The following is a 26409-nucleotide window of genomic DNA, read 5'->3' on the forward strand; positions in this document are numbered from 1 at the left end:
CTCGCAGCAAGGCTGCTGTCACACAGATCGTTCGGCACCGTAGTAGCCGTGGCGCAGCCGGAACCTCATGGCGTCGGTGCCTTCGGCTTGGATGTGCGCGATCAGCATCGACCTCAGCGGCTCGGGCAACTGCTTGCCGTGTACGCTGATCCATTCCTGGGAGCCGAAAAGCGCGGCCGCGCCGTCGAGTTGGACCGGGCTCGGAGAGCGCGTGGTGAGTGCGGCGAGGATGAGGTCAGGGTCTTCGGCCAGCAGCTGCTGTTGTACCGCCATGTCGTACCACTTCAGGCCGCCGGTGGACTCTCTGGAGGGAATCCCGGCCCAGGCCAGCAGGACGCGGATCCGCTCGACCGCGCCGGGACAGCGGTGTCGGACCAGAGTGGCGAGCCGGTCTTTAGCGTCTTGAAGTCGACGTGACCAGGCTTCAAGGTCGCGGCCCTGCGGATGAGCCACGTCCGCGGCCGCCTCGGACAGCCCTGCTGGCGCGGCCTGGATCCAACGCATCCTGCGCCGCTCGGCCTCGGCCTCCTGCGCAGCCAGCGCCGACTGAGCCTCCCGCGATCCGGTCAGGCCTCGCTCCGCCAGCCATTCGGTGAGCGCCGGACCGTCCCGGAGGTCGGCGTCGCAATTCCCGATCCCTCGGAGACCGGACTGGTGGTGCAGCGTCCAGCAGGCGATCAGCTCGCCGTCCACGTCGTGAACCATGATCGTCGGCCAGCCGTCGCACCGGCACTGGTCGCCGGTGCCGCCGTCAACGATGGCCAGCAGCCGGGCCAGGTCGACGATCTCGGCACCGGTGACCACGATCCGCGCCAAGTCGGCGGAGTCGACCTCGGCAGGCGGTCCCTCGACGATCACGACGCGACCGGCACGGTTCAGCACCTCCCGCAGCCGAGCCGTTGTCGGCGCGCCCTCAGCCATGCCCACCGCTCCCTTGTAGATCACGTCCGCGAGGATACCGAGAGGGTTCCGGCACCGGCCCGCTGGTTTCGACGGACCTGGCTTCACCGGACTGTCCCCTCCCCACCGCAAGGACGGGCCGTTCAAAGGTGACTCGGGGCCGGCATGGTTCCGGTCGGCGTGGAGCGAGGCGATCGTCGGGCTGTTCAGACCGACGCCGATGCGGAGGATCCGGCTTCGACCGGGCCCGCTGTGCCCGCTGTGCCCGCAGGAACAAAGCCGAGCGAACCGTCAACACGACTTCATCGGCGCCGATGCTGGGGCGTTAGCCTCGGCTCATGATTCCTGCGAGACTCCCGAAGGTCATCACGCGCCACCGCGGCGGGCGGATCTGTGCCTACCTGCTGGACTCCAGCGCTTTCGGGGCGCTGGAGCCCGCCGCGGTGTTCCAGCCGCGGGCCGGCGACGAGGTCGTGGCGTCGGTGGTTCGGCCCGATCTGGAGCGAGTTGTGTATACGACGCTGAACGGGATCGTCTGCCTCACGCGCGCCGGTGACCTGGTGTGGGCATCGGCCTTCGAGCCGCACTCCGACGTGCGCCTTGGCCACCGGCCTGGCTGTGCGCTGTCCCTGGACGGCCGGACTGTGTGGGTCTACCGGCCGGACGCGATGGCGCAACGCGGGGACAGAGACCAGTGGGTCGTGTACGACGCCGGCAGCGGGGCGGCCCTCGTCCGCCGGGAGTTGGAGACGGTCGGGCACGGCGCCGGCCACCACGTGCACCCCGTGGACGGCAGCATCTACCTCGACATCGGTGAGGGCCAGGACGGCTCCGTCATTCTCAGGGGTATGACCGGGGCCGACGGCGAGCCGGAGTTCGTGAGGTACCCGTGGTGGGACCGCTGCCTGATCGATCTGGCGCCGGACGGGGAGCAGTTCATGACCGTCGACCACGGGCAGGGGCACGTCGCCTTCCACCGCCACCCCAGCGGGGACGTGCTCTTCAGTCTGCCCGTCGAGGCCTTCGGGTACGACCCGGAGGAGACCTTCTTGGAGTGGAGCGGCGGCTACCTGACCCCGGACACCGCTGTCGTCACCCTGGGCGGTGAGAGCCAGGACGAGGAGGAGTGGTTCCGCTACCACCTGATCGACGTGCGCACGGGCACACCCAGCGGCGAGATCGCCTTCGAGGTGAGCAATCCGTACGACGTAGAGCCCTTGGGCGACGGCTCCTGGCTCACCAACGGCCCCGATGGCCATCCCATCCGCTGGTCCCGCGCTCCGCTGCCGACCACACCGCGGACCCTGGAGCGCTGACGGGCACTCACCGGTCTGTCCCCGGGCCGGGCCGCGACGATCCACCACCGGGCAGACAGTGCCCTGGCGTCATGGCGGCGATGCTCACGTGCGGTGCCAAGCGAGGGCGCGGCGAGAACCAGAGCAGGGCATGCAGGCCCGGGTCGGCGCCGGACTGACTGACCGATCGTGCAGAGCCTGAGTCGCGGCATCTCGCCTGTCCACGTCGGCGTCTGCCCCGGCCGTCAGCGCGACGCCATGCACGGGATCAGAGCTCCAGTGCGCGCGGCTCAGGCCTTTCACATGGGGCTCGCCCCTTGCGCCGAGCAGGTCCCTCCGACCCCGCACCCATGAGAAGTGATTCATATGGACATGGCTTTCATTGTCATTTAGCCTCACTGTTGTGCCGCTCGGCGACATCCTGTGGAGGTGACCTGCCATGGCCAGTCGGACGACCCGGCAGCGGGCCGCGGTCCTGGAAGGGCTGGCGGGCTGTCAGGACTTCGTGTCGGCCCAGGAACTGCACGCCCGGCTGACGGCGGGCGGACATCGGATCGGGCTGACCACCGTCTACCGGACGCTCCGTGGCCTTGTGGCCGTCGGCCGGGTCGACGTCGTACGCGATGAATCCGGTGAACGGCTCTACCGGCCGCGGCCGGACGACGGGCACCAGCACTATCTGATCTGCCGGGCCTGCGGCCACAGCCGCCCGGTGGACTCCGCGGTCGTCGAGGAGTGGGCCGATCGCGTCTCCGCGGACACTGGCTTCGCCGCCGTGGAGCACACCGTCGAACTCAGCGGCATCTGCGCCGGCTGCCAACCGTGCCCGGCCGAGAGGCCGGCCGAAGGAGGAGGGTCGCCATGTCCCTGGGATTGCGCCCGACCGGCCGGCCGGGGCCGGACCCGCAGCTGCGCAGGCTGAAGGAGTCCGTCCGGGCGCTGCTCGACCTCGACGACGACACCGCCGTGGCGATCCGCCGGCCCATCTGCGCCGAACCCGGCTGCCCACCCGTCGAGACGGTCGTCGCCGTGCTGCCGATGGACGGCGAGGCCCCCGCCGCTGGACCCTGCACCGACCGGCCGGGCAGTTCACCGAGGACGAGTTGCGGGCCACCCTCCTCGACTCCGGACAAACACAGGTCGAGGCGCGGATCCGGTCGATCAACGCGCGGTGCACATACGCGCCGACGATCCCGCCTTCCTCACCGAGACCGAGCTGGCGGGCGAGCTGGACGAGGACCGGCTCAACGCCCGGCTCCGCACGCTTCTGCGTACCAAAGGCGTCGACAGCATCCGTTCGTAGGGCCTCCTCGCCCTCGCTAGGGAGCCCAAGCAGTGCGTCTTCCAGGGCGTCCCCATGCTGCTCAACGGCACCCTCGGACGAGCCTGGCGCGAGGGCGAACCGTGCGGCAGCAAACTGGTGTTCATCGGCCGCCACCTAGACCGCGAGGCCCTGGAGCGCGGTTTCGCCGACTGCCCGGCCACCGCAGGAGCGGCCGCGTGAGCCTCACCGTCGCCTCCGGACTCACCGTCGCCCGGGACCTCACCGTGGACGACGCGCCGGTCGCGCTCAGCGCGCGCGGCGACCTGGTGGCCGTCGCCGGGGCCGGGGGCACGGCGAAGATCCTGGACGCCGCGATGGGGGCCGAGTTGGGCGCACTGGAGCTGCCGGGCGGCGCGCTCTGCGCCGAGCTGGGTCAGGCGGGCCGGCCCGAAGACGTTGACCTCGCTCTGGGCGCGCGCCTCGTCCAGGGGGACGTCCTCGATGGAGCCGTACGATCCTTGACGTGCTCCCTGGCCCGGCAGGTCGAGGACTCAGGCTCTCTGGAACAGGTACATACCGACGATCTTCCCCTTGATCGCCAGGCGTTGCCCCGACGACAGCCACTTGTCACGTGACTCCTCGCCGAGCTGAACGTAGACGTATTGAGCGGTGTGCAGCTTCCAGCCCACATCTTCGATCCGCGACAGCAGGTCACTACGCGGCGAAGGGGGCACATCAGGGTGATCCACCTTGAGCTGGACCGTCGACGGCAGGCCGAGGTCCAGCCCGGTGCCGCCGTAGGGGCTCAAGCCGCCTGCGCTGCGCTGGTTGATCTCAGTCTCGAACCAACCATCACCGCGTTCAAACGCCTTGCGGGCCTGCTCAATGATGGGGCCCTGGAGCTTTTCCACGTACTCGTTCCACCGCTCGGTAGCGTCGACCTCCTGGGCCTCCGCCTGTGACGCAAGTTCTTCCTGCCTGCTCTGCCACCGCTCCTGGAACCCCATCGGTACCCCCTCACGCGGCCCTGCCTCCAGGTGCAGTGACCCATACAGCTCGCTGCTTACACCAGTCAGCTCGGATGCGGCAAGGGATCAACCGCCATCTGCTGCTGGAGCGGCATACGGGCCCACGGTCATGCCTGGGATCGCCGTCACCGCCGTCAGCTCCTGTTGCGGTGGGTGGCTCTCTCGCCGCAGACCTGGCCCGTATTCGGCGTTGCAGAGAGCGTCGGCCTGCGCAGACATGAGCGCGTCGGCGAACGCCCGGGCAAACGCCCGGATCAGGTGGGAGCCCGTACACCACTTCTCGCAACCTCGCCCAGAGCCTTAGAGACTGCCCTCGCCATCAGCGATGGGTTTCTCGCATGCGCCGCAGATAGCGAGAAGCTCGTACGTCAAGGCGTGCCCTCCAGCGGATGCGCAGCTACTTCGAAGCGTCCTCGATGGCCTCGAAGATGTCGGCGTCGACGCGTAGAGACACCGCGCCGCGCGGCGCCAGCCACAGACGGGCCAGGGGCAGGAAATGCGGGGGCTGAAGGACGGCTGCTATCAAGGCACTTCTGACCTGGCCGATGCCGCGGCCGTGGACCGTCTGCCCGTCCATCTCACCGAGGAGCACGCCGACGCCACCCTCCTGGTCAACGTGGCCGGTGTCTTCGCCCCGAAGACCTTCCTGGAGCACACCGCCGAGGACCACGACCGCTACCAGGCCATCAACCGCCTCCTTCTTCCTCACCCAGACCGTCGCCGCCAACATGATCGACTGCGGCGCGAAGGGAGCCGTCGTCAACATCGGCTCCATGTGCGCCCACCAGGCCATCGCTGCCACATCCTCACCGGCGTACTAGATGGCCAAGGCCGGCCTGCACTCCCTGACCCAGCTCCTCGCGATGGAACTCACCCCCAAGGCGGACATCGACTCGGCCCTCGACGGGTTCGCCGTCTGGAACATCGACGGCGGCGTCATGGCCGGCCGCGGCCATCCATCCGAACTTACTCACCCTTCCATTGAAAGTCCGGCGTCGACGCTCCGCGCCTCGCGGCAGCTTGACCTTGACACAGTGACAAGGCCTTCACTGTGGCCAGGGAGGTGCTCTCCATGCCCAAAGGGAACACGAACACATTGGCAGCGCTGCAGGGGCTGCGGAACAGCGACCCGTCAGTGCGGCTCAAGGCGGCGCTGGCGGTCGGCACGGCTCCGGACCCTCGATGCGTCGACGGGCTCATTGAGCAGTGCGCGACGGAGCCTGAATTTTATGTACGGGACATGCTCACCTGGGCGCTCACCCGGCACTCATCGCAGATCACGGTCCCGAAGCTCATGGACGAACTCCGCTCGGAGCGTGCGCAGGCCCGAAGCCAGGCACTGCACACCCTGTCCAAGATCGGCGACCGGCGGGCGTGGCCGGCGATCACACGCGCGCATCTGACCGACGCCGACGACGAGGTAGCACAGAGCGCCTGGCGAGCCGCGGTCGTCCTCGTGCCCGAAGCCGAGAAACCCACGTTGGCCGAGATACTGGCAACCCAACTCGGTCGCGGCGAACGGGAAACACAGTTGAGCCTCAGCCGGGCACTGATCGCACTCGGCGAGGCGGCCGAGCCCGCACTGCGCACCGCCAAGACGCACAGCGCCCCTCGCGTACGGCAGCACGCGATCGCCACGGAGCGACTGTCGCACAGTCCGGATGCCGCATGCGAGTTCGCGCTTGAGGAGGCGAAGCGCATCGTAGCCCTTGGCCCCACCCGGCAGGAGGAGTGAACAGCGGTGTTGATCGGCGATGTGGCACGGAGGTCCGGGGTCAGCGCGCGCATGCTCCGGCACTATGAATCGCTCGGCCTGGTGCAGCCCACAGGACGCACACCGACCGGATATCGCGAGTACTCCAACGCGGACATCCAGAGAATCTTCCATATCGAGAGCCTGCGGTCCTTGGGACTGTCGCTGCGCGACGTCGGACGCGCCCTGGACGATCCCGGCTTCAAACCCTCGGAGCTCGTCGCCGACCTCATCCGCCAGACACGCGAACGCATCGCACGCGAGCAGGAGTTGCTCCGGCACCTCCGACGCATCGATGCCGCGGAACCCTCCGGCTGGGAGAACGTCCTCCAGATCGTCTCCCTCCTGCAAGCCCTGACGTCGGAGAGCGCCGGGAAGCGCCAGCGCGCGGCCTTGTCCTCGGTCGAAGAAGTTCCGGTGCCGGTGGAAGCGCTGGTCGACGCTGTGCTCAACGAGACGGAACCCAACGTCGCCGGAGCCCTTCGCTGGGCTCTGGCTCAGACCGGAGAGGCAGCACTGGCGCTGCTGGCGGAGGGCCTGGCCTCGCCGGAGGCAGAGGTGCGCAAGCGTGCCGTCCAGGCTGTCGCCGAGATCCCGAACGCCGCGGCGACTGCGCTGCTCCAAGACGCCCTCACCAGCTCCGACCTCGCGGTTCGCCGGTGCGCGGCGCTGCCGCTGAGCGCACATGGTGTCGTCGACTCGATCCCCACTCTGATCAACATGATCGCCGACGGCGTGAACGACGTTGATGCCGCTGACGCGCTGGGCGCGCTGGCGCGTGAACCTTCAGTGGCGGAGACGATCGCTGCCGATGTCATCAACCGCCTTGCCGACAGCACCACTGACGCCGCACGTCGACGCCTCGCACAGGCCCTCGCGGACATCCCCGGCACCACGGCGTCACGCGCCCTGGCAGAACTGTCGGACGACCAAGACCGTGCCGTCGCGCTCACCGCGACATACCTTCTCCAGCTGCGCGACTCACCCTGACAGCGTGTCGGCTGTACGGCTTCCTGGGCGCCCGTCACCCGGCGAGACGCCCAGGCGGACGCCGGCGGTCGCGGGAGCCCCCTAAGTTGCGTCCAGGTCGCTGTGCAGCAGGTAGTGGTCTGAGTACGCGGAGGTTTGCACGCGGTGCGTGCGCGGCGCGATGCCTCGCAGGAAGATGTAGTCGAACTTGGTGTGCCATTCGGTGGTCGGCTCGCAGGCACCGACGGGCGAGGGATGGCACCGGGGGTCGACGTCCGTGGCCAGTGCCCATATCGGCGTGAGTTCGGGGGCGTCCGGGACGGCGTTGAAGTCCCCGAGGACGATGGTGCGGTCGTACGGGGCGACCGCTGCCGCGAGTACGTCCGTCTGCTCTGCTCGGACCTGTTCTTGACGTCGTTCGGCGAGGTGGGTGTTGAAGACCCGGACCGGTCGGCCGCCCACCCGGGTGGTGACGGCCATGTACCCACGGTCTTCGGATCCCCCGTCGGGGTACTCCACGTTGACGCGGTCCGTCATCGGTGCCGCCGACAGGATCGCCTGGCCGTAGGCTCCCGGATGCCACGGCACTCCCCCGCAGCGGCTCCAATTCCGCAGAACCGTCCCGTACTCGACGTGGTAGACCAGCCCGTAAAGGCTCTCCAGATAGTCCCGGATCCTTGCGACGTCCCGCTCGCACGCTTCTTGCAGGCCGATGACCTGGGGCGCGTATGTGGCGATCTCCGCTGCCCGGTCGACGTTGCTCTCCTCGCAGGGATTGCAGAGGTTCCACGTCATCACCCGGTTCGGGACCACATCCCTGACGGCACCGACGGGCAGCGGCCTGCCGACGGGGGCCCCGCTCGGTGCACTGGGCCCGACCAGCACCGTACAGGCCACGATCATGGCGCCCGCGAGCAAACGCATGCCCCTTGCGAGCACCATCGCCTCCTGACTGTGCACACATGGTTTCGGACGTCTCCCCACACGAGATTATGGGACCGCCTCGTCAGCGACACAGCCTGCCCCAGCCGAACCACTGGATCAGGAGGCTGGTTTGCCGGTATCCGCGACAGCGAAGGCCTTACTGCTGTGCCGCGAGGGCGTCCGCGATCGCCGTGCGCGAGGTGATGTTGAGCTTGGCGAGGATGCGTTCGACGTGGGTGTCCGCGGTCCGCTTGGAGATCACCAGCCGTTCGGCGACCTCCCGGTTGGACAGTCCTTGCACAACCAGGGCCGCGACCTCGGTTTCGCGTGCGGTGAGGGTGTGGGTGGCGGAGTCGTTGCCCCGGTCAGCCGATGCGGTGTGCGCCGAGGGCGGTGCGTCGGCATCCGCCCGTACCGCGTGGAGGATCTCGGTGCCCGTCATGCGTGCGCCGACGGTGTGCCAGCGGTCGAATGCCGGCCTGCCGAGCGCGGTCCGGGCGGCTCTGTGCACGGTTTGCTGCTGCTCCATCATCGAGGGCAGCAGCGCGATGGGATCGCCGGTCAGGCGGCGCGCGCTGGCGGCGTAGCCCAGCAGCCAGGCCGCCTGGCAGAACCGTTCTTTCCGAGCGGCGTGCCAGGCCAGTCCCAGGCAGCACAGCGCGGCGACGAGCACGTCTCCGACCTCGCTCACCGCCTCCAGCGCGTGGTGCAGGGGCTGCGCGCTCTCCTCGGGGCGCCCGGCGAGCCAGAGGATGATGCCCTGCGCCGCCAAGGTGGAGGCGTAGATCTGGCGTTCTCCGGTGCCTTCGAGGTGGCCGAGTCCGGTGTCGCAGTACTCCAGCGCGCCGTCGATGTCGCCGAGGACCGCCCGCAGCAGGGCGCCTTCGTAGTGCACCACGCCCATCCCCAGGGCGTCGCCTGCCGCGACGATCCGCCGGCGGCCCTCTTCCAGTTCGGCGAGCCCTTCGTCGATCTCCCCGCACAGGGCGCGCATCGCTCCCAGATACGGCTGGGTGAACATCTCCACGCGCGTCTCACCGCACTGTCGTGCCGCCTCACGGGCCCGGGTGAACTGCTCCGGTGCCTTGGTCAGATCGCCGCTCCACACCGCGAACACGCCGGTCATGAACAGGCCCCAGGCGCGCGGCGCGCAGTCCTCGGCCACCAGTTCCAGGCCCCTCTCGATCCAGAAGCGTCCTTCGGAGAGGGCCCCGGCCGCCCGCCAGTAGGGGGCGAGTTGCGCGGCCAGCCACAGTCCCTCCGGTGCCCGGTCCTCGGTGGCGTAGGCGTAGTGCAGGGCGGCCCGGATATCGGCGATCTCCGCACGGACCGCCTTGTGCAGTTCGGCCTGGTTCTCGGTCATCAGCTCGTCCCACAGCCGCGCGCCCAAGTGCCGGTAGTGCGTGAAGTGCCGCGCCCGCACCGCGTCGGTGTCGGCCGCGGTGAGCCGTTGGCCGCCGTAGGTACGCATGGTGTCCAGCAGCCGGTACCGTCCGCTGTCGTCGGCGCGCTCCAGCACCGACTTGTCCACCAGGCCGGCCAGCGTTTCCAGTACGTCCTGGGCCTGGAGGGGGCCGCCGGTGCACACCCTCTCCGCTGTGGGGAGTTCGAAGGATCCGGCGAACACCGTCAGTCGTGCCCACAGCAGTTGCTGGGCGGGGGTGCACAGTTCGTAGGACCAGTCGATCGCGGCACGCAGGGTCTGGTGCCGGACGGGTGCGGTGCGCCGGGTGCCGGTCAGTGCTCCGAATCGCTGGTCCAGCCGGGCCACCATCTGTTCCAGCGGCAGCGTCCGCAGCCGGACCGCGGCCAGTTCCAGGGCCAGGGGGATTCCTTCCATCCTGGCGACCAGCGTCTCGATGCGGTCCCGGTTGGCGTCGGTGACCGCGAAGTCCGGCACCGCGGCCGCCGCCCGCTGCACGAACAACTCCAGCGCATCCTCGACGGGGAGCGGGGCGATGGGCAGGCAGTGTTCGCCGGGCACATCGAGGGGCTGTCGGCTGGTGGCCAGCACGCACACATCCGCCGCCTCCCGCAGCAGGGTGTCGCACACTGTCGCGCAGGCGTCCACGAGGTGCTCGCAGGTGTCCAGGATGATCAGCAGACGGCGGCTCCGCAGATGGGCGACCAGCGCGTCCAACGGCTCCATGCCCGGCTGCTCGGGCAGTTCGAGCACAGCGCCGAGAGTCGCCGGGAGCAGTTCCGGGTCGCGCAGCGCCGACAGCTCCGCCGGCCACACTCCGTCGGGGAAGCGTTCATGCAGGGCCGCCGCGGCCCGCAGTGCCGTCCGGCTCTTTCCCACTCCGCCCGGCCCGACCAGGGTGACCAGCGGCGCGTGCTGGAACACCCTCTGCACCAGGGCGAGTTCCTCGGCCCGCCCGACGAAACTGGTCCGTTCGGCGGGCAGTTGTCCACCGCGACGCTGCCCGAACCCGAGCCCCATAGTGGGTTGCCCCCGTGACCGTCTCCCGGGGCCCACCCCGCGCGGGCCCCGGCGCAGACTATGAGCCCTGATCCGAAGGATGAGGGCTGCCTGGCCGCCATCTCCGGCACGCGTCGCGGACCGATGCAGTGATGAGGCGGAAAGGCAGGGCGGAACCGAACAGCCAGACTCAGGGTGAACAGCTGCGATCCGGTTTCACCGGAAACGTGGTCGACCTGGTGGTCGGCATCGTGATCGGCGGCGTCGCGAGCATCGCCGGGCGGCGCCGCCATCCCGTGACTCACATCACACGAAGTTCCTGTCAGCAATCGGGGCGCTGTCCCGCTCAAGTCACCGACAGCAAGCGAACCGACAGGAGCATCACATGAAGCACCGCATCGTCGTCCTCGGCGCCGGCTACGCCGGGGCCTACGCGGCCGGCACCCTGGCCCGCCGGCTGTCCCCGGCGCACACCGAGATCACCGTGGTCAACGCCGAGCCGGACTTCGTCCAGCGAATGCGGCTGCACCAGCTCGCGGCCGGCCGGGGCATCGAGGCTCCGAAGCTCGCCGACGTCTTCGCCGGCACGGGGATACGGCTGCGCCTGGCCCGCGTCACCGCCGTCGACCCCGAGCGCCAGGTCGTCGCCGTGGCCGACGCCGACGGCGGCGGCGAACTCGGCTACGACACGCTCATGTACGCACTCGGCAGCCACGGCGCCGACCACGGCGTCCCCGGCGCGGCCGAGCACGCCTTCGACGTCGCCGCCCGGCCCTCGGCGCTGCGCCTGCGCGAGCGCCTGGACCACCTGGGCAGGCGGGGCGAGGGCGGGAGTGTGGTGGTCGTCGGCGACGGGCTGACCGGGATCGAGACCGCCACCGAGTTCGCCGAGTCCCGGCCCGGTCTGTCGGTGGCGCTGATCGCCCGCGGCCGGCTGGGCGCCCGGCTCTCCGCCGGAGCCCGCGGCCATCTGCGCCAGGCCTGCGACCGGCTGGGCATCACCGTCCTGGAGCACACCACCGTCGAAGCCGTCGAAGCGACGCGGGTGCTGTGCGCCGACGGCACCGCCCTGGCGTCCGACGCGACCGTGTGGACGGCCGGGTTCGCGGTCGGTCCCATCGCCACCGCCGGCGGTCTTGAGGTCACCGACAACGGCCGGATCGTCGTCGATCGCACCATGCGATCGGTCTCGCACCCGAGCGTCTACGCCATCGGTGACAGCGCCTACGTCATCGGCGACAACGGCCGGCCGCTGCCGATGTCCTGCGCCTCGGCCGGCTACACCGGCCGCCAGGCCGTCGAGGCGATCGTGGGACGCCTGACCGGTCGCAAGATCCCGAACACCAAGCTGGTCTACACCTACAACCACATCAGCCTCGGGCGGCGGGACGGGATCCTGCAGTCGGTCGACGACGAAGGGCAGGCGAAGCCGAAGTACATGGGCGGCCGGAGGCCCGCGCGGATCAAGGCGGCCATCCTCAAGATATCGCTGTGGGCCACCTCGCACCCGACCTTCGGCATACCCCAGCGCAAGCGCCGCCTGGCCGCCGCGCCAAATGCGGCTGCCGAGAACCGCGTTGCCGCCTAGGGTGGTCCGCGTGGACAGCACCGACACCGATCGCTTCGACACCGGTCGGTTCGAGGCCAGCCGCAACCGGCTGGCCTCGCTGGCGTACCGGCTGCTGGGCTCCGCCACCGACGCCGAGGACGCCGTACAGGATGCGTTCCTGCACTGGCAGGCCGCCGACCGGCAGCGGATCAAGGTGCCGGAAGCATGGCTGACCAAGGTCGTCACCAACCTGTGCCTCGATCGGCTCCGTTCGGCACAAGCCCGTCGCGAACGCACCGCCGGCGCCTGGCTGCCCGAACCGCTCCTCGACGGCGACCCGATGCTCGGCCCGGCCGACACGTTCGAGCAGCGCGAATCGGTCTCCCTGGCCGTGCTGACTCTCATGGAGCGACTCTCCCCCCTGGAGCGGGCTGTCTACGTCCTGCGCGAAGCGTTCTCCTACGGCCACGCCGAGATCGCCGAGATCCTCGACATCACCGAGTCCGCCAGCCAGCAGCACCTCCACCGCGCCCGGCACCGCATCGCCGCCGCGCGCCGCCGCGGCGGCGGCGAAGTCGACCCGGCATCCGCCCGCAGGATCGTCGAGGAGTTCCTCGCCGCCGCATCCTCGGGCCGCACCGAGCGGCTGGTGGCGCTGCTCACCGACGACGCCATCGCGATCTCCGACGGCGCCGGCCTGACCGAGAAGCTGCTCCAGTACGACACTCCGCAGCGCATCGCCGCCATCGCACGGGCCGGCTTCAAACCCACACCCGCGAAACGGCGTCTGGCCGGCGGCACGCCCGCCGTCCACTACGCATTCGTCAACGGAGCCCCCGCCATGCTCTTCGTGCTCGGCGACCAGGTCGTCGGCTCCGTGACGTTCGACATCGCCGGCGGCAAGATCGCAACCGTGCGCGGCATCGCCGCCCCCGCCCGCCTCGTCCGCCTCACCGAAGCCTGGCGGCAACACGAACCGGACACCCCGCTCATCGCCCAGTGGTGACCCGACGCCTTGTGCCTGGGCCGGTGCCCTCCCGCTTACCTACGTCTACGTACGCCATCAGCCGGCCCCTACGTAACCGCCCCGTACAACCACCGATCTTGCTCGGAACTCCGCTTGCGAGCAGGCGGTGCCGGGCATAGTCGACAACGTCGCCGGGGGCGGAAGGGACAGGTGCCTCCGCGGTCCGTACGACCGCGAGGGCACCCGCTCCCGGCGGCGCTGGCGCCAACAGTGCCGCACACCCCCGAACCCGGCGCCCGCCTAGACCGCCGCGTCGCAAGGAGCCCCATGCTGCTGAGCGCCCTCAACGCCCGCGCCCAGGACCGCTACGACACGTACGTGGAGCACCTGAAGACCTGCCCGAACTGCTGGAAAGCACCCCATACCCGCTGCCCGGACGGCCAAGCCCTGTGCCGCGCGTACCTGGCGGCGGCCAAACCCACGAGCTGACGCCGCCCCTCCCCCAGCCCTTCCTGAAGAGGCCTTTCGTACGCGGCCGCGTACGTGTACCGATCTTTCGGCGCTCTGCCTCGGTGGTGTCCGACGCCCCGCCATCCTTGAACCGTCGGCAGGCACGGGGCCCGCCGACATCGCGCCGCTCGCCCCCCCTTGGCGGCGCGGTGGGCCGCTCTCCGCTCCACCAGAAGAACGGGGAGCGGCCCGTCGGGCTCGCGTCATCGGCGGGGCGCACGCCCCGGGTCACGGACGGGTTGGCCGATGTCGGATGGCCAATCGGGACGGAAGCGTTCGACGAAGTCCGGGAAGTCGCTGCGTAGATATCGAGCGTCGGACGGCTTCAGCCGGATCTGCCGGCGGCTGTCGGCCCACCAGATCTCGAAATCGGCGACCGTGCCTTCCACGGGCCAGTCATCGCCGTCTTCCGGCAGCATCACTACGTCGACGAAGCCTCCGACGCTCAGGCCGATGTCCACGAAGATCCCGATGGCTCCAGGCCGCGGAACCTTCACCACGGTGCCCTCGAAGACCTGCCCGAGCCCGATTTCGCCCACTGCCCCGCCTCATCGACCGCTGGGCGGTGGCGATGGTCAGGATGACGAGGCCAATAAGGGCTGCCGTTGCTGCGAACAGCAAACGGGTGAGGGCGGCGACCGTGCCCGTACACCGCTCGGCCTGGTGCCGGTCGTCGCCACCGGAGCCAACCGTCCACAATCCACGGCGGGACGCGTACTGCTGCGGCCCGAGCAGATCGAGGTCGTCTCGCCCGACACTGCGACAGCGGTCACCGCGACCGTCCTACGCCGTGACTGCCAGGGACACGACGCCCTGCCGGCGCTGCGGCTGACGGACGGGACGCCGGTGGTCGCCCGGATCTTCGACCCGGCCTCGGTCCCCCACATCCCCGGCGACGAAGTCGGCCTGCACGTGCGCGGGGCTGCCCGGGCCTTCCCCGCCTCGCCCGGGACCCCGGAGTGATCAAAACCCGCACGCTGTCACGCCTCTGGCGCGCGCCATCGGCCCTGTCGCTTCCGCAACCGTACCGGTGATCGTGCCGTTGGGGTTCGGCTCGGCGCGCTCGGTGCGGAGTGTGGTCACGGAGCGTGCTGGCGGGCCGTCCGTCGGTCCCGCCATGGCGGTCGCGGGCGCAGCGGAGTTCAGTGCGGGATCGCCCAGGTCGGCGTCCAGGTCCCGGCCGTGTCGTGGGCGGGCGCTGTGGCGGCGAGATGCGCGCGCAGGGTGGTCAGCGCGGGGTGGGGGTTGTCGCGGTGCCACAGCAGCGCGTGCGGGTAGACGGGCGTGGGGTCGGTCACCGGGATGCGGCGCAGGCCGTGGCCGTCGGGCCAGACCAGGCGGGTGTGGCCGCCCATGAAGGTGGCCAGGGCCGGGGTGTCGGCGACGGTGTCCAGGAGCGCGTCGGAGCCGAAGTTGGGGCCGGTCGCCTCGATCGTCAGGCCGAACTCGGCCACCAGGTCGTCGTAGTAGGCGGCCCACTCGGTACCGGGGACGATGCCGGGCATCCAGATCCGGTGTCCGACGAGCTGCGCGAGGGTCACCGAGCGGGCGCCGGCCAGCTTGTGGGCGGGGCCGGTGAGGAGTTGGAGCGGCTCGTCCAGCACCCGCACGCACGCGATGTCCTCCGGCAGAGGCCGGCCAGGCGCGGCCACGGCGCGGAAGGACGCGTCGATCGCACCCGAGCGGATGGCGGCGATGGCCGTCTCGATCTCGAACAGCATCACCACGTCGAGTTCGGTGTCGGGGTACGCGCGGTGAAAGCCCCGCATCAGACCAGTCGCCGCACCGCGGGAGGCGATCACGTCGACGCGCAGCGGACGGTGGCCTGTGCGTACGGACGCCACCGCGCGCTCGGCAACACGCAGCAACTCGCGCGCGTGGGACAGGAATGCCTGCCCGTCGATGGTGAGCTCGGCACCGCGCGGTGTGCGTGTGAACAGCCGCACCCCCAGGGTGCGCTCCAGGGCGGCGATGCGCTTGGACACAGCCTGCTGTGTGATGGCCAGCTCGGCGGCAGCCTCCTGGAACTGGCCCGCGTCGGCGACTGCGACAAAGGTACGGACGGTGTCCAGGTCCACGCCCGGCACCCTATCGCCACAACCACTGGTTGTGGCTGACAGCCCTCCGGTTGTTTGATCCCTGGTGGTGTGGCTCGCTTTGATGCCTTTGATCGCTGATCGGTTGTGCGGATGGGGGGCATCAGGCATGAAGAGCGGGCACCGGCTGGGGCGGCAGTTCGGGTGGCTCTGGGCGGCGTACGGGGCCAGTGCGCTCGGCACCTGGCTCGCCTTCGGCGCCTTCCCCCTCATCGCCATCCAGGTACTGCACGCCGGCCCCGCCGAAGTCGCCGTGCTCTCCTCGGTGGGAGCGGCGGTGGGCGCGGCCGTGGCGGTGCCGCTCGGCCCGTGGATGGAGTTCCGCCGCAAACGGCCCGTGCTGATCGCCACGGACCTGGTGCGGTGCACGGCGCTGCTGACGGTTCCCGCCGCATACGCGCTCGGCGCGCTCAGCTTCCTCCAGCTCCTGCTCGTCTCCATCGTCGTAGCGGCGGCCGACATCACCTTCCGTGCCGCCTCCGGCGCCTACCTCAAGACGCTGCTGCCCGCCGAGGATCTGCTTGTCGCCAACGCCCGCTTCGAGTCCACCACTTGGACGACAACGATCACCGGACCACCGCTGGGCGGCGCGGCGATGGGGCTCCTCGGCCCGGTGGTAACCGTGGCGGCCGACGCGGTCAGCTACCTGCTCTCCGCCCTGGGTATCCGCGCGGCTGGTGGACACGAGCCGCGCCCCGAACGCCGGGAGGCCGCGCGCCTGCGGGCCCGGGACCTGCTCGACGGCTGGCGCCACATCCTCGCCGACCCGACACTGCGTCCGCTCTTCTTCAACACCGCCCTGTTCAACGGCCTGCTCATGGCCACCCAGCCGCTGCTCGCCGTCCTCATGCTCGGCCCACTCGGCTTCGCACCCTGGCAGTACGGCCTCGCCTTCGCCGCACCCGCCATGGGCGGCCTCCTCGCATCACGCCTGACCCCAGGACTCGTCGCCCGATTCGGGCAGCACCGGGTCCTGGTCACGGCCGGGACCCTGCGCGCTCTCTGGCCCCTCGGTCTCGCCCTTCTCGGGCCCGGTATGCGAGGGCTGGTGCTGGTGACAGCCGTCGAGTTCGGGCTCATCTTCTGCTGCGCCGTCTTCAACCCCGTCCATGCCACCTACCGCCTCCAGCACACCCCGACCCACCGCATCAGCCGCACCCTCACCGCCTGGACGGTGACCATCAGGGCCACCACTGCGCTACTGACAGCCGTCTGGGGCGTACTCGGCAGCCTGCTCGGCGTGCGTACCGCCATCGCCCTCGCCGGTCTACTCCTGCTGATGACCCCACTCCTTCTCCCCCACCGGCCAGAACCCGCACTCAGGCGCACCTGACCCGCCACCACGCCCCTCCGCCTACGGCTGTTCGAGGGTGATGAGGGTGCCCAGCGCGGTGCGAAGCGTGTCGAGTTCCTCGTGGGCGAGGTCGGGAAGCGTCCGCTTCTGGTCGGGCTCGCCCATCGTGCGAAGGCGGGGTCGAAGGCGCGGACACCGAGGCGCCCTGCGGTGGACGGCGAGGAGCATGGTGTCCGCCCAGTGCACGCTTTCTGATCGGGGCAACGGAGTATGCGCGCCCGTTCGCAGCAGCGGCGGATCAGACCGAGTTCCCGGCCGCCTCCCAAGCCAACCTCTACGTCGACGTGCCCTCCATCGTCGTCGTCGCCCGCGTTTGAACGCACAGGCACGGCTTGAGGTCTGCGGCCGAGAGGTCGTGCGCAGGCTGCGTGCGGGTGGTCTCCAACCACTCGTCCAGGGCCGGATCGTGGCTCCCGCCCGGGGCCACCGCCACCGCCATCGCCAGCTGGGGGTGGCGGGCGACGCACCGACGACCCGGGCTCAGGTCGCGGAGGCCGGCACCGGGAACAGCATGCAGCTGCTCGTGGCGTGGGCCAGCAGGCGGTCGTCCGCGTCGACCAGTTGGGCCTCGGCCAGCGCGGTCTGTCGGCCCCGGCTGACGATGGTGCCGATGGCCCAGACCCTGCCTGTGTCCGCCGTGATGCGCTTGAGGAACTTCACGTTCAGGTCGAGCGAGGTGTACCCCATGCCCGGCGGGAGCGTGGACTGCACGGCGCAGCCCGCCGCCGAGTCGAGCAGGGTGGCGTAGACGCCGCCGTGCACGCTGCCGATCGGGTTGTAGTGCTCCTCACCTGGTGTCATCGAGAACACCGCCCTGCCTTCGTCCACCTCGTCGAGTGTGAAGTCGAGGGTCGCCGTGATGGGCGGCGCGGGCAGTCGGCCCGCAACCATCCCCCGCAGGAGGTCCAGGCCTGAGGCACGCCCCACAGCGGCGGCGCTGATCGACGGGTCCTCCCACTCGTACGTGCGTGTCCGTCCCATGCCCCGCCACCACCCTCTCCGCTGACTTCGTCGACTGAAGCTAGCCGGGCGCTCACCTGACTGTCAAAGGAGAAGCCAGCACTTAGCATGGTGGCATGGAGTGGCTTGAGGTCAGCACGGAGAACTGTCCCGTCCAGTGCACACTCGACCTGGTCGGCGAGAAGTGGACGCTGCTGATCCTGCGCGATGCCGCCAACGGCGTGCGCCGGTTCGACGACTTCAGGCGCCACATCGGCCTGTCGGAGGCAGTCCTGAGCGACCGGCTCCGGAAACTGACGGCGGCCGGCATCCTGAGGACCGTCCCCTACCAGGAGCCGGGCAGCCGCTCCCGCAACGAGTACCGGCTGACCCGCAAGGGATGGGACTTGTGGCCCGTGCTCGTCGCTCTGCGTCAGTGGGGTGAGATGTACGCCCCGGATCCCGAAGGCCCGGTGCTGGACATGCGCCACACCGACTGCGGGGCCCCGGTCCGCGTCGTCGTCGAGTGCGCCGAGGAACATGCGGCTCTGTCCCCCCGCGAGGTCTCCGCCCGGCCGGGCCCCGGCGCACGCCCTCGGGCGTAGAACTCCTCGCCCATGGGTGGCCGACTACGCGGCCAGGGGGACGATGTGACGGTGAATCATGAATCGGACGACGTGAACCAGGCACTCGCGGGCGAACTGCGGTCGGCGGGCCCGCCGTAACTCGCTCTGGCGCAAGCGCGGCGACGGGACGGGGTGGCGGATGTACTACCACCAGGCCACGCCCGTCCCGCCGGGCGTCGAATAGCACGGCTGCCCCAGAACGTCTCCGCCTCACCGGCGGAGTGGGCCGCGGCATCACGCAGGAGCCAAGAGTTCGACCGGGCCGACCCCCAACGTTGAAAAGCCCCACGCCGGTCGACCCCGCCCGGTACCACCTCGTCGGCGTCCGGGACGCCACGAGCAACCAGATCCAGCTCTACGTCGACGACAAGCTCGCGGCGACCACCACCGGCGGCGCCGCCTGTCCGAGCACCGGCCCGCTGACCGTGGGCCGGGCCCAGGAGGTGAGCGGCCTCTACGCCGACGAGAAGCCCCGACCGGCAGCACACATGAAGCGGTCCCGGTGGCGGGAGGTCAACTCGCGCCACCGGAACCGCATTTACTCCCCGCGAGAGCGGGCCGTGCGCCGAGTTCCCGTACATGATCTTTACAACGCTGTACAGGCGGGTTCGACGGGGTGACAAGGCACAGGGCCCACGGGCGGCAGCCTAGCCCTGCGAGTCCGGCTTCCATTCCTGGGCGAGGAGCCCGAGCAGCACCTCGTCCAGGAACTCGCCCATCACCCAGGCCGAGGAGCGCAGCACGCCCTCGCGGACGAAGCCGTTGCGCTCGGCGGAGCGCAGCATCGCGGTGTTGTCCGACAGCGTCTCGATCTGCAGCCGCTGCAGGCCGCGCACGATGAAACCGTAGTGGCACAGCACCGCGACCACGTCGGTTCCGTAGCCCTTGCCGCGGCAGGCCGGCAGCAGCCCGAGACCGATGTGCGCGGACCGGTTGTGATTGTCGATGCCCCACAGATTCGCGGCGCCGACCAGCGTGCCGCCCTCCAACTCCACCACCGAGAACGGGACGTTCGCCTGGTTCTGCTCGTCCCCTACGAGCCGCGGATCCTTCGAGCCGGGCGTGATCGGCCGCCATGGCCCGCCTTCGGCCCGCGAGGCGTTGACCACGTCGTCGTAGAGCTCGGCCCGGAGGACCGGGATGTCGTCCTCGTGCCGGGCCCTGAGCCCGACCTTGCTTCCCCTCAGCATGCAAGTTTCCTATCCGACCGCGTCGGCCGGCGGCAAACCAATAAGAGGTCGCGTCCGTATGCCGAGGCCGGCGAGTCGGCATACGGACGATCCGACTCAACCGCCGGGAAAGAGCTGTGGGTTGTCTTTACGCCGGCTTCATGCGGAGGTAACTTCCAGCCTCGAAATCACTTGCAGCAACTTTCCGAAGGTTCTTGCGCCGGACACGCCCCTGACTGTGCTCGTCCTGGCGCGGTTTCCGGCTCTGAGGAAGTCTCATGGAACGCAGTACCGCCCCCGGCAAGGGCAACCTGCGGGCGTACGTCCTCAACGGCCCGGGCCAGATCGGCACCGCGGGCCCCTACGTCAACTTGACCCGGTCCTGAAGGATCGGGCTTGGAGGTAGTGCCCGGCTGGCTGCCGCCAGCTCGCGCATCGGCGGCCACGACGGTGCCGTCCCCGACCGGCGCCGGCGCCGGCGCCGCGATCAGCCGTTGCCGAAACCGTTCCGCAGTATCTGCCGTGCCACCCTGCCGCGTGCGCCCGCGAGTTCGGCCGCGATCCGCAGCTCCCGGTCGGCGTCCGTCACGACGGCCGCAGGCGTGGCCGCGCCGCTGACCAGGCAGGCCCGTCTCAGGTGCGTCGGCGGATGCGTCGCGTCGACGCTGTGGCCCCGCAGTGCGCCGGCCCGCCGCTGACGCTCGTACTCGTGCTCCGGGATCGACGCCATGTGCGCGGCACGTCGCTCCCACAACCCGTCCGTGCCGTCATCGGCGCGGCGCGGTCCGCCCAGGCCTGCCTGGTTGGCCTCCCGGCGCAGGGTCATGGCCGCGGAGTCGACGACCAGAAGCCGGTCCATGAGTCCCACGGCGGCCTCGATGGATCCGGCGCGGGTGGCCACGCGGTCGGCGAGGTACTCGGCGCGCTGGGTGGTGCGCAGTGTCAGGTGGTCGAGCAGGAGCAGGACGCCCTGGACGAGCAGGGAGGGCACGAAGCACACGAGATTGACGACCATCTGCATGGGAGTCGGGTCGGCGATCGGGGTGAAGTAGTAGCGCCAGGCCGTGAGCGAGCGGAAGGCGGTCGCGACGACCAGGCCGTGGCGGGTGTCCCCGTTGCCGTAGTGGCCGAGCTCGTGGCCCAGCAGGGCGACCCGCTGCTGGGGCGTGAGGATCTCCCACAGAGGCAACCCGAGGGTCAGCAGCCGGTGGCCGCGGACTCCATACGTCGTCACGCTCGCGTTGAGCTCGGCCCCCACCGCGATCACGTCCACGCCGCGGGTGCCGGCGACCCGGGCGACCTCGTCGAGCAGGGCGAACAACTCCGGCGCCTCGGCGCGACGCAGCAGCGGCGCGTCGTCGGGCAGGCGGTTCAGCCTGGGTCTCAGCGCCCAGGCCAGGAGCAGAAGGAACAGGCCCGGCACCATCCCGAAGCCGCCCCACCCCCGTACGACGAACCAGACTCCGGCCAGGGCCAGCACCAGGGTCATGCCGTGGACGGCGAGGGCGATCGCGTAGGCGAGGAGCGCGGGGGCGTCCCGCCGCGCCTGCAAGGTGCCGCCGGCGGTCACCTCGGCCAGCAGCTTCTCGCCATGGCGCCGGGCGAGGGCGCGCCGGGTCCTCTCCAGCCGGCCGTGCCGCTCCTCGGGCCGCGTCGGATCGACGTTCCAGTCACACGCGGCGCACCACACGGTGAACCGTCCGTCCGCGCGGATCTCGGCCCCGCACTGCGGACACGGCTGTGTCGTTTCCTTCGTAGCGGCACTCATCGGCACGCTCCCCTCCCCAGAGGCCACCTGTACATGACACCGCAGAGCTGATCACGCGGCGGCGCCCGCGTAAAGCCGTGATCTTCCGGTGCCCCGGCAGTGGTGCGGCCGGCCTGTTGCGTACAACGGCCTGTCCGCGTCAGGACGGGCGCGACAACGCAGGCGCGCTCTCGGCATCGCCGGCGCTCCACTCGTGACGCCCGCGCGACTCTTCCCGTTACGACATCCCCGTCGACAGATTTCCCCTGGCGCCCTCATTGACATGGACGCGCCCCCGCACGACATTGAGAGCGCTCTCAAAGTGGTCCGGACCAACCCCCCCACCCGATCACATTCAGGAGGCAACGCATGTTCAGAGGTTTCAAACGCCGCCTGCCCGCGCTCGCCGCGGCGGCCGCACTGCTCGGCGCCGCACTGTCGGCCACGGGCCCCTCGACGGCCGCGGCCGCGGTGCCCGAGACCATCCCCCTCAAGATCACCAACAACTCCGGTCGCGGAGACGCCGTCCATGTCTACGTCCTCGGCACCTCCCTGACGACCGGTCAGCTGGGCTGGGCCGACGCGAGCGGCACCTTCCACCCGTGGCCGGCGGGCAGCGTCCCGCCCATACCCGCGCCCGACGCGTCCATACCGGGCCCGGCTGCCGGACAGTCCAGGACGATCAGCATCCCCAAACTCGCGGGCGGCCGCATCTACTTCTCCTACGGCCAGAAGCTCGTGTTCAAGCTGGCCACCGGCGGACTGGTGCAACCGGCCGTGCAGAATCCGTCCGACCCCAACCGCAACATCCTCTTCAACTGGTCCGAGTTCACCCTCAACAACGACGGACTGTGGATCAACAGCACGCAGGTCGACATGTTCTCGGCCCCCTACGCGGTCGGCGTCCAGCGCGCCGATGGCAGCGTCACCAGCACCGGGCACCTCAAGTCCGGTGGCTACAACGGGGTGTTCGCGACGCTGCGCGCTCAGCCCGGCGGATGGGGCGGGCTGATCCAGAGCCGTTCCGACGGCACCGTGCTGAGGGCCCTGTCCCCCGGCTACGGTCTGGAGACCGGGGCGCTCCCGGCGAACGTCCTGGACGACTACATTAACCGCGTCTGGCAGAAGTACGCCACGACCACCCTCACCGTCACCCCGTTCGCCGACCAGCCGGGCACCAAGTACTACGGCCGCGTCTCGGGCGGTGTCATGAACTTCACCAACTCCTCCGGGGCCGTCGTCACCAGCTTCCAGAAGCCCGACGCACCCAGCGTCTTCGGCTGCCACCGGCTCCTGGACGCCCCCAACGACCGTGTGCGCGGCCCGATTTCGCGGACCCTGTGCGCGGGCTTCAACCGGTCCACCCTGCTGACCAACCCTCATCAGCCCGACGCCACCGCGGCCAACTTCTACCAGGACGCGGTGACCAACCACTACTCCCGGATCATCCATGAGCGGATGGCGGACGGTAAGGCCTACGGATTCGCGTTCGACGACGTGGGACACCATGAGTCCCTCGTCCACGACGGCAACCCGCGTCAGGCGTACGTCACACTCGACCCGTTCTCCTGAGACCCGACCGGATCCGCACCGCCCCCGGCCGCGGTCAGCGGCCTCTGGGGCCCGGCCCGCCGGTGCTGTTTCTCCGGGCGTTGTTGTACAGGCGCAGCAGGTGTTTCGCGACCGCGCACGGCACCGTGTCCACGTAGCACTGTCGGCACGTGCGCAGGTGCTGTTCGTAGTCGGTACGGGCTTGCTGAAGGGCATCGCCTTGAGACGGCATCAGAGTCCTCGGAGTCGCTCGCAGAGGGGGATTGAAGAGGCATGGGTGCCAAGGTGACCGACCGCGAGGCTGCCCTCGCGAGACGCACCCGCAAGAGAAGTGGATCATGTTACTTGTGGTACAGGAAAGTCGCGGCTCCGGGCGTGCCGGGCTACGCCTCTCACTCGGGTAGCCCACTCCGTCACCGTCCCTGCCGGCACCCGCCGCGTGCGCCCCCCGCGCGCTTCCGTGCGCTGGCGCTGATGGCCGAATTCCCGCCATTGGTACGGCGCTTGGCCGCGCACTGGGTAGTCACATCCCGGTGGCATCGGGGAGGCGTTGGGGGGCTGACACTGTGGCGCGCCTGTCGTGGACGTCCGGCACCTTCGAGTCACGTCGCGCGCGACGGCGACAAGCCGTGCGCCTGCTGCGAGCCCGCGGGCTGTACGGGCCCCGGTTCCGCGACGTACTGCCCGCACTCGCACTCGTGGTGGCAGCGGTGTGCTCGGTCGTCGCGCTGCTCGCGTGGGGATACCGGGCCGCGGGGATCGCGGTGCCGCTCGTCGGTGTCGTGGTCGTCGTCTGCGCCGTCACGCTGTGGGTGCGGCGTCGGCGCCCGGGTGCGCGTCGGCGCCTCGGGTACTACACCCCGGACGAACTGCTCGAACTCGACACCGAGGGTCTGGCGCTGGCCGTGGCGCGGATGCTGCGCCGGGACGGATGGCGGGTACGGCTGATGCCCGCGCCAGACCGGCCACGCGTGTGCGCGCGGAACACCGACGGCCGTCACCTGGACGTGGCCTTTCGCCCGGTGGCGGAACCCCTGCCCGACGAGGACCAGCCGCACCCCCCTGCCCGCCGCGGGCAGCCGGACAAGGAGACCCTCCGTCTGGTCGTGCACCGGGGCAGCTTCGCGCCCCGCGACGTCCGATGGGCGCGACGGGAAGGCAAGACCCGTCTGCTCGACGGATCGGCGCTGCGGCGTTGGGGAGCGGGCGAGCCGCTGGGCGAGCTGCTCACCGAAGAGGTGTGAGCCCTCGTCGTGGCGTCTCGTCCACCGGCGGTACCTCCCGTGCGGGGCGGCGCCCGTCTGTCGGCCGCCGTGCGGCAGGATGAGCACCATGAGCGTAGTCAAGATCAACGTACTGACCGTCCCTGCCGAGCAGCGCGAGACGCTGGAGAAGCGCTTCGCCTCCCGTGCGCACGCCGTGGAGAGCTCTGACGGCTTCGAGTGGTTCGAACTCCTGCGCCCCGTCGAGGGCACCGACAACTACCTCGTCTACACGCGCTGGCGCGACGAGGAGTCCTTCCAGGCGTGGATGGAGGGTCCGATGAAGGCGGCCCATCAGGGCGGCGGCGCGGAGGGCGGCGAGCGCCCCCGGCCGGCGGCCAGCGGGTCCACGCTGTGGTCCTTCGAGGTGGTGCAGCAGGCGGCGCCGAAGGACGAGTAACGTCTACGGGTCGGGAGCACCCGGCGGGACAAGGGCCAGGAGGGCTTGCCCCACGGCGTTGTCCCGACTCAGGACTTGCCGGGCTTCAGGTTGCCGATCACCCCGAGCCGGATGCCCAGCCACGGATAGGTGTGGTTGTAGAACACGTTGTCCTGCGGTTGCAGTCCTACCGCCGAGGGCCACATCTGGTAGGCGGGCGCGTTGGAGATCCCGCCGTGCAACCGCCGCCAGACCCGGCTCGAGCCGAGTCCGGCCGGGGGCGGTGTGATCGTGTCGGTCCACTCGACCGCGTTGCCGCCCTGGTCGAGAGTGCCCCACGGCGAGACGGTCCTCGCCTGGCCAACCGTGCTCAGGCTGCCTTGGTAGAGGGCGGCGTAGGCGCGGGGATCCAAGCCGAACGGGTTGACCGTGGAGCAGGCGGCAGGCTGTACCTCCTTGGGACACCAGCTTGGTGCCGGCAGGCCGTCGGCGTGGTAGGAGGCCAGTGGCTGAGTCGCCGCGTTGGTGACATCGCCGGTGGTGGGGTTGAGGATCGTGGGACGGGGGGCGGTCGCGTCGCCGTCGCCGAAGGTTCCCGGGTTGGTCGGGTACTTCCAGTAGGAGTAGGTGCCGCCGCCGCGCGGGTCGTAGTAGGCCGCCTTGATCCACTCGTCCTGGCTCGGCACGACGAAGCCCGATGGATGTTCTCGGGTCGCGTTCCGCCGGGTGAGGTCGTACATCCCGCGCTCGGTCCGCGCCGACAGTCTGACCCGATAGGTGGTGTAGTTGAAGCTGCCGGAGGTGCCGGACCGCTTGGAGATGAGCCCGCCGTTGTAGAGCGAGTTGACGAAGCGTGCCGCCCTCAGGAAGTTGGCGAAGCCGTACGGCTTGTCAGCCCACTCCGGAGAGGCCACCGAGTAGTGCCTGCCCCTGGCGGCACCGGAGGAACGGTTGATCTGGCCGTACTTCGGCCACGCCGATGAGCTCTCGGTCTCGTGATAGAGGCCGAGGTGGTTGCGTCCCTCGGGATCGACCGTGTTCAGGAACGCCACCCACTGCCCGACGGTGACTTCGAGCTGCCCGATCTCGTAGCGATAGCGCACGCCTCCGACCATCAGACACTTCTCTGGTGAGGGGGCGTCGGCGCACGAGCGGTACAGGGCGTCCTTGAACGGGAGGACGCCCACCGAAGGATTACCGGGGGCGCCGACCTGGGCGGTCGTGAACGTGATGACCGCACCGGCGCGGGAAAGGCCGCCCTCGGGGGAACCCGGCTCGGCGTCAGCGGCACCGCCGACCGCCACTGAAGCGGCGAGCAACGCCGGAAGCCCGGACACCGCTACGGCCCCGCGGAGGCGAGTGCGGCGGGAAATGAAGCGCATAAGCAGCTCTTTTCAGCCATGGCAACCCGCTCCGTGGCAACGACCAGCACGGACCGGACCAGTGATCACGCAACGGTCGACGCCACGCTAGCCTCAACCGCCACTCTCCGCAGTCAGCGCATAACGGAAATCACCCAGGTGCGCGCTTCGTGTTCCAGGTCCGCGCGTGGCCTGGGCGGAGGACCTCGCCGGACGGCAGGCGGCAGGCAGCAGGCAGCACCGGCAGCGTGCTCGGGGAGATTCCGGTGAGTTCTCTGATGGTCTGCACAAAGAGCTCACCCGAGTCGCGGGCTTTCGCCGCGCATGTGAGCCTGAGTTCACGA

The 26409-nt window shown here is 70.0% G+C and carries 27 protein-coding genes and 2 pseudogenes; 18 read left to right on the plus strand and 11 right to left on the minus strand.

Annotated features, from left to right (window positions below; genetic code table 11):
- Positions 1-18: 18 nt before the first annotated feature.
- A complete protein-coding gene (locus H4N64_RS22125) occupies positions 19-945 on the minus strand; it encodes a hypothetical protein (RefSeq protein ID WP_186284152.1) in 927 nt (308 codons plus the stop codon).
- A gap of 293 nt (positions 946-1238) precedes the next feature.
- Here H4N64_RS22125 and H4N64_RS22130 point away from each other — a divergent pair, with 293 nt between their 5' ends.
- The 5 genes and pseudogenes from H4N64_RS22130 (at position 1239) to H4N64_RS22145 (ending at position 4094) form a co-directional block, all read left to right on the plus strand.
- Positions 1239-2216: a hypothetical protein gene (locus tag H4N64_RS22130; RefSeq protein WP_186284153.1), complete on the plus strand. Its 978-nt coding sequence runs from the start codon at positions 1239-1241 to the stop codon at positions 2214-2216.
- A gap of 418 nt (positions 2217-2634) precedes the next feature.
- Positions 2635-3117: a Fur family transcriptional regulator gene (locus H4N64_RS22135; protein ID WP_186284154.1), complete on the plus strand. Its 483-nt coding sequence runs from the start codon at positions 2635-2637 to the stop codon at positions 3115-3117.
- Between the two features lie 249 nt (positions 3118-3366).
- Positions 3367-3498 carry a hypothetical protein gene (locus H4N64_RS45240; protein ID WP_260859864.1) on the plus strand — a complete coding sequence of 44 codons (132 nt, stop codon included), beginning with the start codon at positions 3367-3369 and terminating at the stop codon, positions 3496-3498.
- Between the two features lie 12 nt (positions 3499-3510).
- Positions 3511-3699 (plus strand): annotated as a pseudogene (locus H4N64_RS45245) (CobW C-terminal domain-containing protein); the annotation flags it as partial.
- Entirely contained in the window at positions 3696-4094 is a 399-nt protein-coding gene (locus tag H4N64_RS22145; RefSeq protein ID WP_186284155.1) for a hypothetical protein, read from the plus strand. The pseudogene H4N64_RS45245 and the gene H4N64_RS22145, both read left to right, overlap by 4 nt.
- Here H4N64_RS22145 and H4N64_RS22150 read toward each other — a convergent pair.
- Together H4N64_RS22150 and H4N64_RS22155 are read right to left on the minus strand one after the other, a co-directional pair.
- Entirely contained in the window at positions 4011-4466 is a 456-nt protein-coding gene (locus tag H4N64_RS22150) for a hypothetical protein (RefSeq protein WP_186284156.1), read from the minus strand. The two genes, H4N64_RS22145 and H4N64_RS22150, sit on opposite strands and share 84 nt — an antisense overlap.
- A gap of 418 nt (positions 4467-4884) precedes the next feature.
- Positions 4885-5280: a hypothetical protein gene (locus tag H4N64_RS22155; RefSeq protein ID WP_186284157.1), complete on the minus strand. Its 396-nt coding sequence runs from the start codon at positions 5278-5280 to the stop codon at positions 4885-4887.
- Between the two features lie 279 nt (positions 5281-5559).
- Between H4N64_RS22155 and H4N64_RS22160 the strand changes: the two genes are divergently transcribed.
- Both H4N64_RS22160 and H4N64_RS22165 read left to right on the plus strand, forming a co-directional pair.
- The gene (locus tag H4N64_RS22160; RefSeq protein ID WP_186284158.1) at positions 5560-6222 is read left to right on the plus strand and encodes a HEAT repeat domain-containing protein; all 663 of its coding nucleotides are present in this window, start codon (positions 5560-5562) and stop codon (positions 6220-6222) included.
- Positions 6223-6228: 6 nt separating this feature from the next.
- Positions 6229-7230, plus strand: a complete 1002-nt coding sequence (locus H4N64_RS22165) for a MerR family transcriptional regulator (RefSeq protein ID WP_186284159.1) — start codon at positions 6229-6231, stop codon at positions 7228-7230.
- A gap of 81 nt (positions 7231-7311) precedes the next feature.
- Here the strand turns inward: H4N64_RS22165 and H4N64_RS22170 are convergent, their stop codons facing one another.
- Both H4N64_RS22170 and H4N64_RS22175 read right to left on the minus strand, forming a co-directional pair.
- The gene (locus tag H4N64_RS22170; RefSeq protein WP_186284160.1) at positions 7312-8151 is read right to left on the minus strand and encodes an endonuclease/exonuclease/phosphatase family protein; all 840 of its coding nucleotides are present in this window, start codon (positions 8149-8151) and stop codon (positions 7312-7314) included.
- Between the two features lie 139 nt (positions 8152-8290).
- The gene (locus H4N64_RS22175) at positions 8291-10576 is read right to left on the minus strand and encodes an ATP-binding protein (protein WP_186284161.1); all 2286 of its coding nucleotides are present in this window, start codon (positions 10574-10576) and stop codon (positions 8291-8293) included.
- A gap of 364 nt (positions 10577-10940) precedes the next feature.
- Between H4N64_RS22175 and H4N64_RS22180 the strand changes: the two genes are divergently transcribed.
- From H4N64_RS22180 to H4N64_RS22190, 3 genes are all read left to right on the plus strand, one after another.
- Positions 10941-12143 (plus strand): NAD(P)/FAD-dependent oxidoreductase, encoded by a 1203-nt coding sequence (locus H4N64_RS22180; RefSeq protein ID WP_186284162.1) that lies wholly within the window; start codon positions 10941-10943, stop codon positions 12141-12143.
- 10 nt (positions 12144-12153) lie between these two features.
- On the plus strand, positions 12154-13110 hold the full coding sequence (locus H4N64_RS22185) for a sigma-70 family RNA polymerase sigma factor (protein WP_186284163.1): 957 nt from the start codon (positions 12154-12156) through the stop codon (positions 13108-13110).
- A gap of 288 nt (positions 13111-13398) precedes the next feature.
- Positions 13399-13560: a hypothetical protein gene (locus H4N64_RS22190; protein ID WP_186284164.1), complete on the plus strand. Its 162-nt coding sequence runs from the start codon at positions 13399-13401 to the stop codon at positions 13558-13560.
- A 224-nt stretch (positions 13561-13784) separates the two neighbouring features.
- On the opposite strand, the gene H4N64_RS22195 is transcribed toward H4N64_RS22190, so the two are convergent.
- Positions 13785-14120 (minus strand): hypothetical protein, encoded by a 336-nt coding sequence (locus H4N64_RS22195; protein ID WP_186284165.1) that lies wholly within the window; start codon positions 14118-14120, stop codon positions 13785-13787.
- A gap of 124 nt (positions 14121-14244) precedes the next feature.
- Here H4N64_RS22195 and H4N64_RS46405 point away from each other — a divergent pair, with 124 nt between their 5' ends.
- Positions 14245-14544, plus strand: a complete 300-nt coding sequence (locus H4N64_RS46405) for a TOBE domain-containing protein (RefSeq protein ID WP_336246756.1) — start codon at positions 14245-14247, stop codon at positions 14542-14544.
- Between the two features lie 179 nt (positions 14545-14723).
- On the opposite strand, the gene H4N64_RS22205 is transcribed toward H4N64_RS46405, so the two are convergent.
- Entirely contained in the window at positions 14724-15659 is a 936-nt protein-coding gene (locus H4N64_RS22205) for a LysR family transcriptional regulator (protein WP_186284167.1), read from the minus strand.
- Positions 15660-15786: 127 nt separating this feature from the next.
- Here H4N64_RS22205 and H4N64_RS22210 point away from each other — a divergent pair, with 127 nt between their 5' ends.
- Complete coding sequence (locus H4N64_RS22210; RefSeq protein WP_186284168.1) at positions 15787-17010, plus strand: MFS transporter; 1224 nt, start codon at positions 15787-15789, stop codon at positions 17008-17010.
- 501 nt (positions 17011-17511) lie between these two features.
- Here H4N64_RS22210 and H4N64_RS22215 read toward each other — a convergent pair.
- A complete protein-coding gene (locus H4N64_RS22215; protein ID WP_186284169.1) occupies positions 17512-18012 on the minus strand; it encodes a PaaI family thioesterase in 501 nt (166 codons plus the stop codon).
- Positions 18013-18107: 95 nt separating this feature from the next.
- Here H4N64_RS22215 and H4N64_RS22220 point away from each other — a divergent pair, with 95 nt between their 5' ends.
- The 3 genes and pseudogenes from H4N64_RS22220 (at position 18108) to H4N64_RS22225 (ending at position 19216) form a co-directional block, all read left to right on the plus strand.
- Positions 18108-18575 carry a winged helix-turn-helix transcriptional regulator gene (locus H4N64_RS22220; protein ID WP_186284170.1) on the plus strand — a complete coding sequence of 156 codons (468 nt, stop codon included), beginning with the start codon at positions 18108-18110 and terminating at the stop codon, positions 18573-18575.
- A gap of 100 nt (positions 18576-18675) precedes the next feature.
- Positions 18676-18780: pseudogene (locus H4N64_RS45250) on the plus strand (DUF4440 domain-containing protein); the annotation flags it as partial.
- A 91-nt stretch (positions 18781-18871) separates the two neighbouring features.
- On the plus strand, positions 18872-19216 hold the full coding sequence (locus tag H4N64_RS22225; protein ID WP_186284249.1) for a LamG domain-containing protein: 345 nt from the start codon (positions 18872-18874) through the stop codon (positions 19214-19216).
- 27 nt (positions 19217-19243) lie between these two features.
- Here the strand turns inward: H4N64_RS22225 and H4N64_RS22230 are convergent, their stop codons facing one another.
- Positions 19244-19786, minus strand: a complete 543-nt coding sequence (locus H4N64_RS22230; RefSeq protein ID WP_186284171.1) for a GNAT family N-acetyltransferase — start codon at positions 19784-19786, stop codon at positions 19244-19246.
- Between the two features lie 466 nt (positions 19787-20252).
- Positions 20253-21533 carry a M48 family metallopeptidase gene (locus H4N64_RS22235; protein WP_186284172.1) on the minus strand — a complete coding sequence of 427 codons (1281 nt, stop codon included), beginning with the start codon at positions 21531-21533 and terminating at the stop codon, positions 20253-20255.
- Between the two features lie 348 nt (positions 21534-21881).
- On the opposite strand from H4N64_RS22235, the gene H4N64_RS22240 reads away from it, so the two are divergent.
- From H4N64_RS22240 to H4N64_RS22250, 3 genes are all read left to right on the plus strand, one after another.
- Positions 21882-23084 carry a glycoside hydrolase family 64 protein gene (locus H4N64_RS22240; RefSeq protein ID WP_186284173.1) on the plus strand — a complete coding sequence of 401 codons (1203 nt, stop codon included), beginning with the start codon at positions 21882-21884 and terminating at the stop codon, positions 23082-23084.
- A gap of 608 nt (positions 23085-23692) precedes the next feature.
- Positions 23693-24307, plus strand: coding sequence for a hypothetical protein (locus tag H4N64_RS22245; protein WP_336246757.1), 615 nt, complete (start codon positions 23693-23695; stop codon positions 24305-24307).
- 88 nt (positions 24308-24395) lie between these two features.
- Positions 24396-24725, plus strand: a complete 330-nt coding sequence (locus tag H4N64_RS22250; RefSeq protein WP_186284175.1) for an antibiotic biosynthesis monooxygenase family protein — start codon at positions 24396-24398, stop codon at positions 24723-24725.
- A gap of 68 nt (positions 24726-24793) precedes the next feature.
- On the opposite strand, the gene H4N64_RS22255 is transcribed toward H4N64_RS22250, so the two are convergent.
- The gene (locus H4N64_RS22255) at positions 24794-26086 is read right to left on the minus strand and encodes a hypothetical protein (RefSeq protein ID WP_186284176.1); all 1293 of its coding nucleotides are present in this window, start codon (positions 26084-26086) and stop codon (positions 24794-24796) included.
- Between the last annotated feature and the right edge of the window lie 323 nt (positions 26087-26409).

Origin of the sequence: Streptomyces cupreus (genome assembly GCF_014257025.1) — a bacterium.
Lineage (GTDB): Bacteria > Actinomycetota > Actinomycetes > Streptomycetales > Streptomycetaceae > Streptomyces > Streptomyces cupreus.

Coding starts and splice junctions, on each gene's coding strand:
- H4N64_RS22190 (WP_186284164.1), top strand. CDS start 13,399: ATGCTGCTGAGCGCCCTCAACGCCCGCGCCCAGGACCGCTACGACACG.
- H4N64_RS22220 (WP_186284170.1), top strand. CDS start 18,108: ATGGAGTGGCTTGAGGTCAGCACGGAGAACTGTCCCGTCCAGTGCACA.
- H4N64_RS22155 (WP_186284157.1), bottom strand. CDS start 5,280: ATGGCCTGGTGGGCGCACATGGAGCCGATGTTGACGACGGCTCCCTTC.
- H4N64_RS22255 (WP_186284176.1), bottom strand. CDS start 26,086: ATGCGCTTCATTTCCCGCCGCACTCGCCTCCGCGGGGCCGTAGCGGTG.
- H4N64_RS22250 (WP_186284175.1), top strand. CDS start 24,396: ATGAGCGTAGTCAAGATCAACGTACTGACCGTCCCTGCCGAGCAGCGC.
- H4N64_RS22175 (WP_186284161.1), bottom strand. CDS start 10,576: ATGGGGCTCGGGTTCGGGCAGCGTCGCGGTGGACAACTGCCCGCCGAA.
- H4N64_RS22210 (WP_186284168.1), top strand. CDS start 15,787: ATGAAGAGCGGGCACCGGCTGGGGCGGCAGTTCGGGTGGCTCTGGGCG.
- H4N64_RS22230 (WP_186284171.1), bottom strand. CDS start 19,786: ATGCTGAGGGGAAGCAAGGTCGGGCTCAGGGCCCGGCACGAGGACGAC.
- H4N64_RS22135 (WP_186284154.1), top strand. CDS start 2,635: ATGGCCAGTCGGACGACCCGGCAGCGGGCCGCGGTCCTGGAAGGGCTG.
- H4N64_RS22150 (WP_186284156.1), bottom strand. CDS start 4,466: ATGGGGTTCCAGGAGCGGTGGCAGAGCAGGCAGGAAGAACTTGCGTCA.
- H4N64_RS22130 (WP_186284153.1), top strand. CDS start 1,239: ATGATTCCTGCGAGACTCCCGAAGGTCATCACGCGCCACCGCGGCGGG.
- H4N64_RS22215 (WP_186284169.1), bottom strand. CDS start 18,012: ATGGGACGGACACGCACGTACGAGTGGGAGGACCCGTCGATCAGCGCC.
- H4N64_RS22240 (WP_186284173.1), top strand. CDS start 21,882: ATGTTCAGAGGTTTCAAACGCCGCCTGCCCGCGCTCGCCGCGGCGGCC.
- H4N64_RS22160 (WP_186284158.1), top strand. CDS start 5,560: ATGCCCAAAGGGAACACGAACACATTGGCAGCGCTGCAGGGGCTGCGG.
- H4N64_RS22180 (WP_186284162.1), top strand. CDS start 10,941: ATGAAGCACCGCATCGTCGTCCTCGGCGCCGGCTACGCCGGGGCCTAC.
- H4N64_RS22235 (WP_186284172.1), bottom strand. CDS start 21,533: ATGAGTGCCGCTACGAAGGAAACGACACAGCCGTGTCCGCAGTGCGGG.
- H4N64_RS22170 (WP_186284160.1), bottom strand. CDS start 8,151: ATGGTGCTCGCAAGGGGCATGCGTTTGCTCGCGGGCGCCATGATCGTG.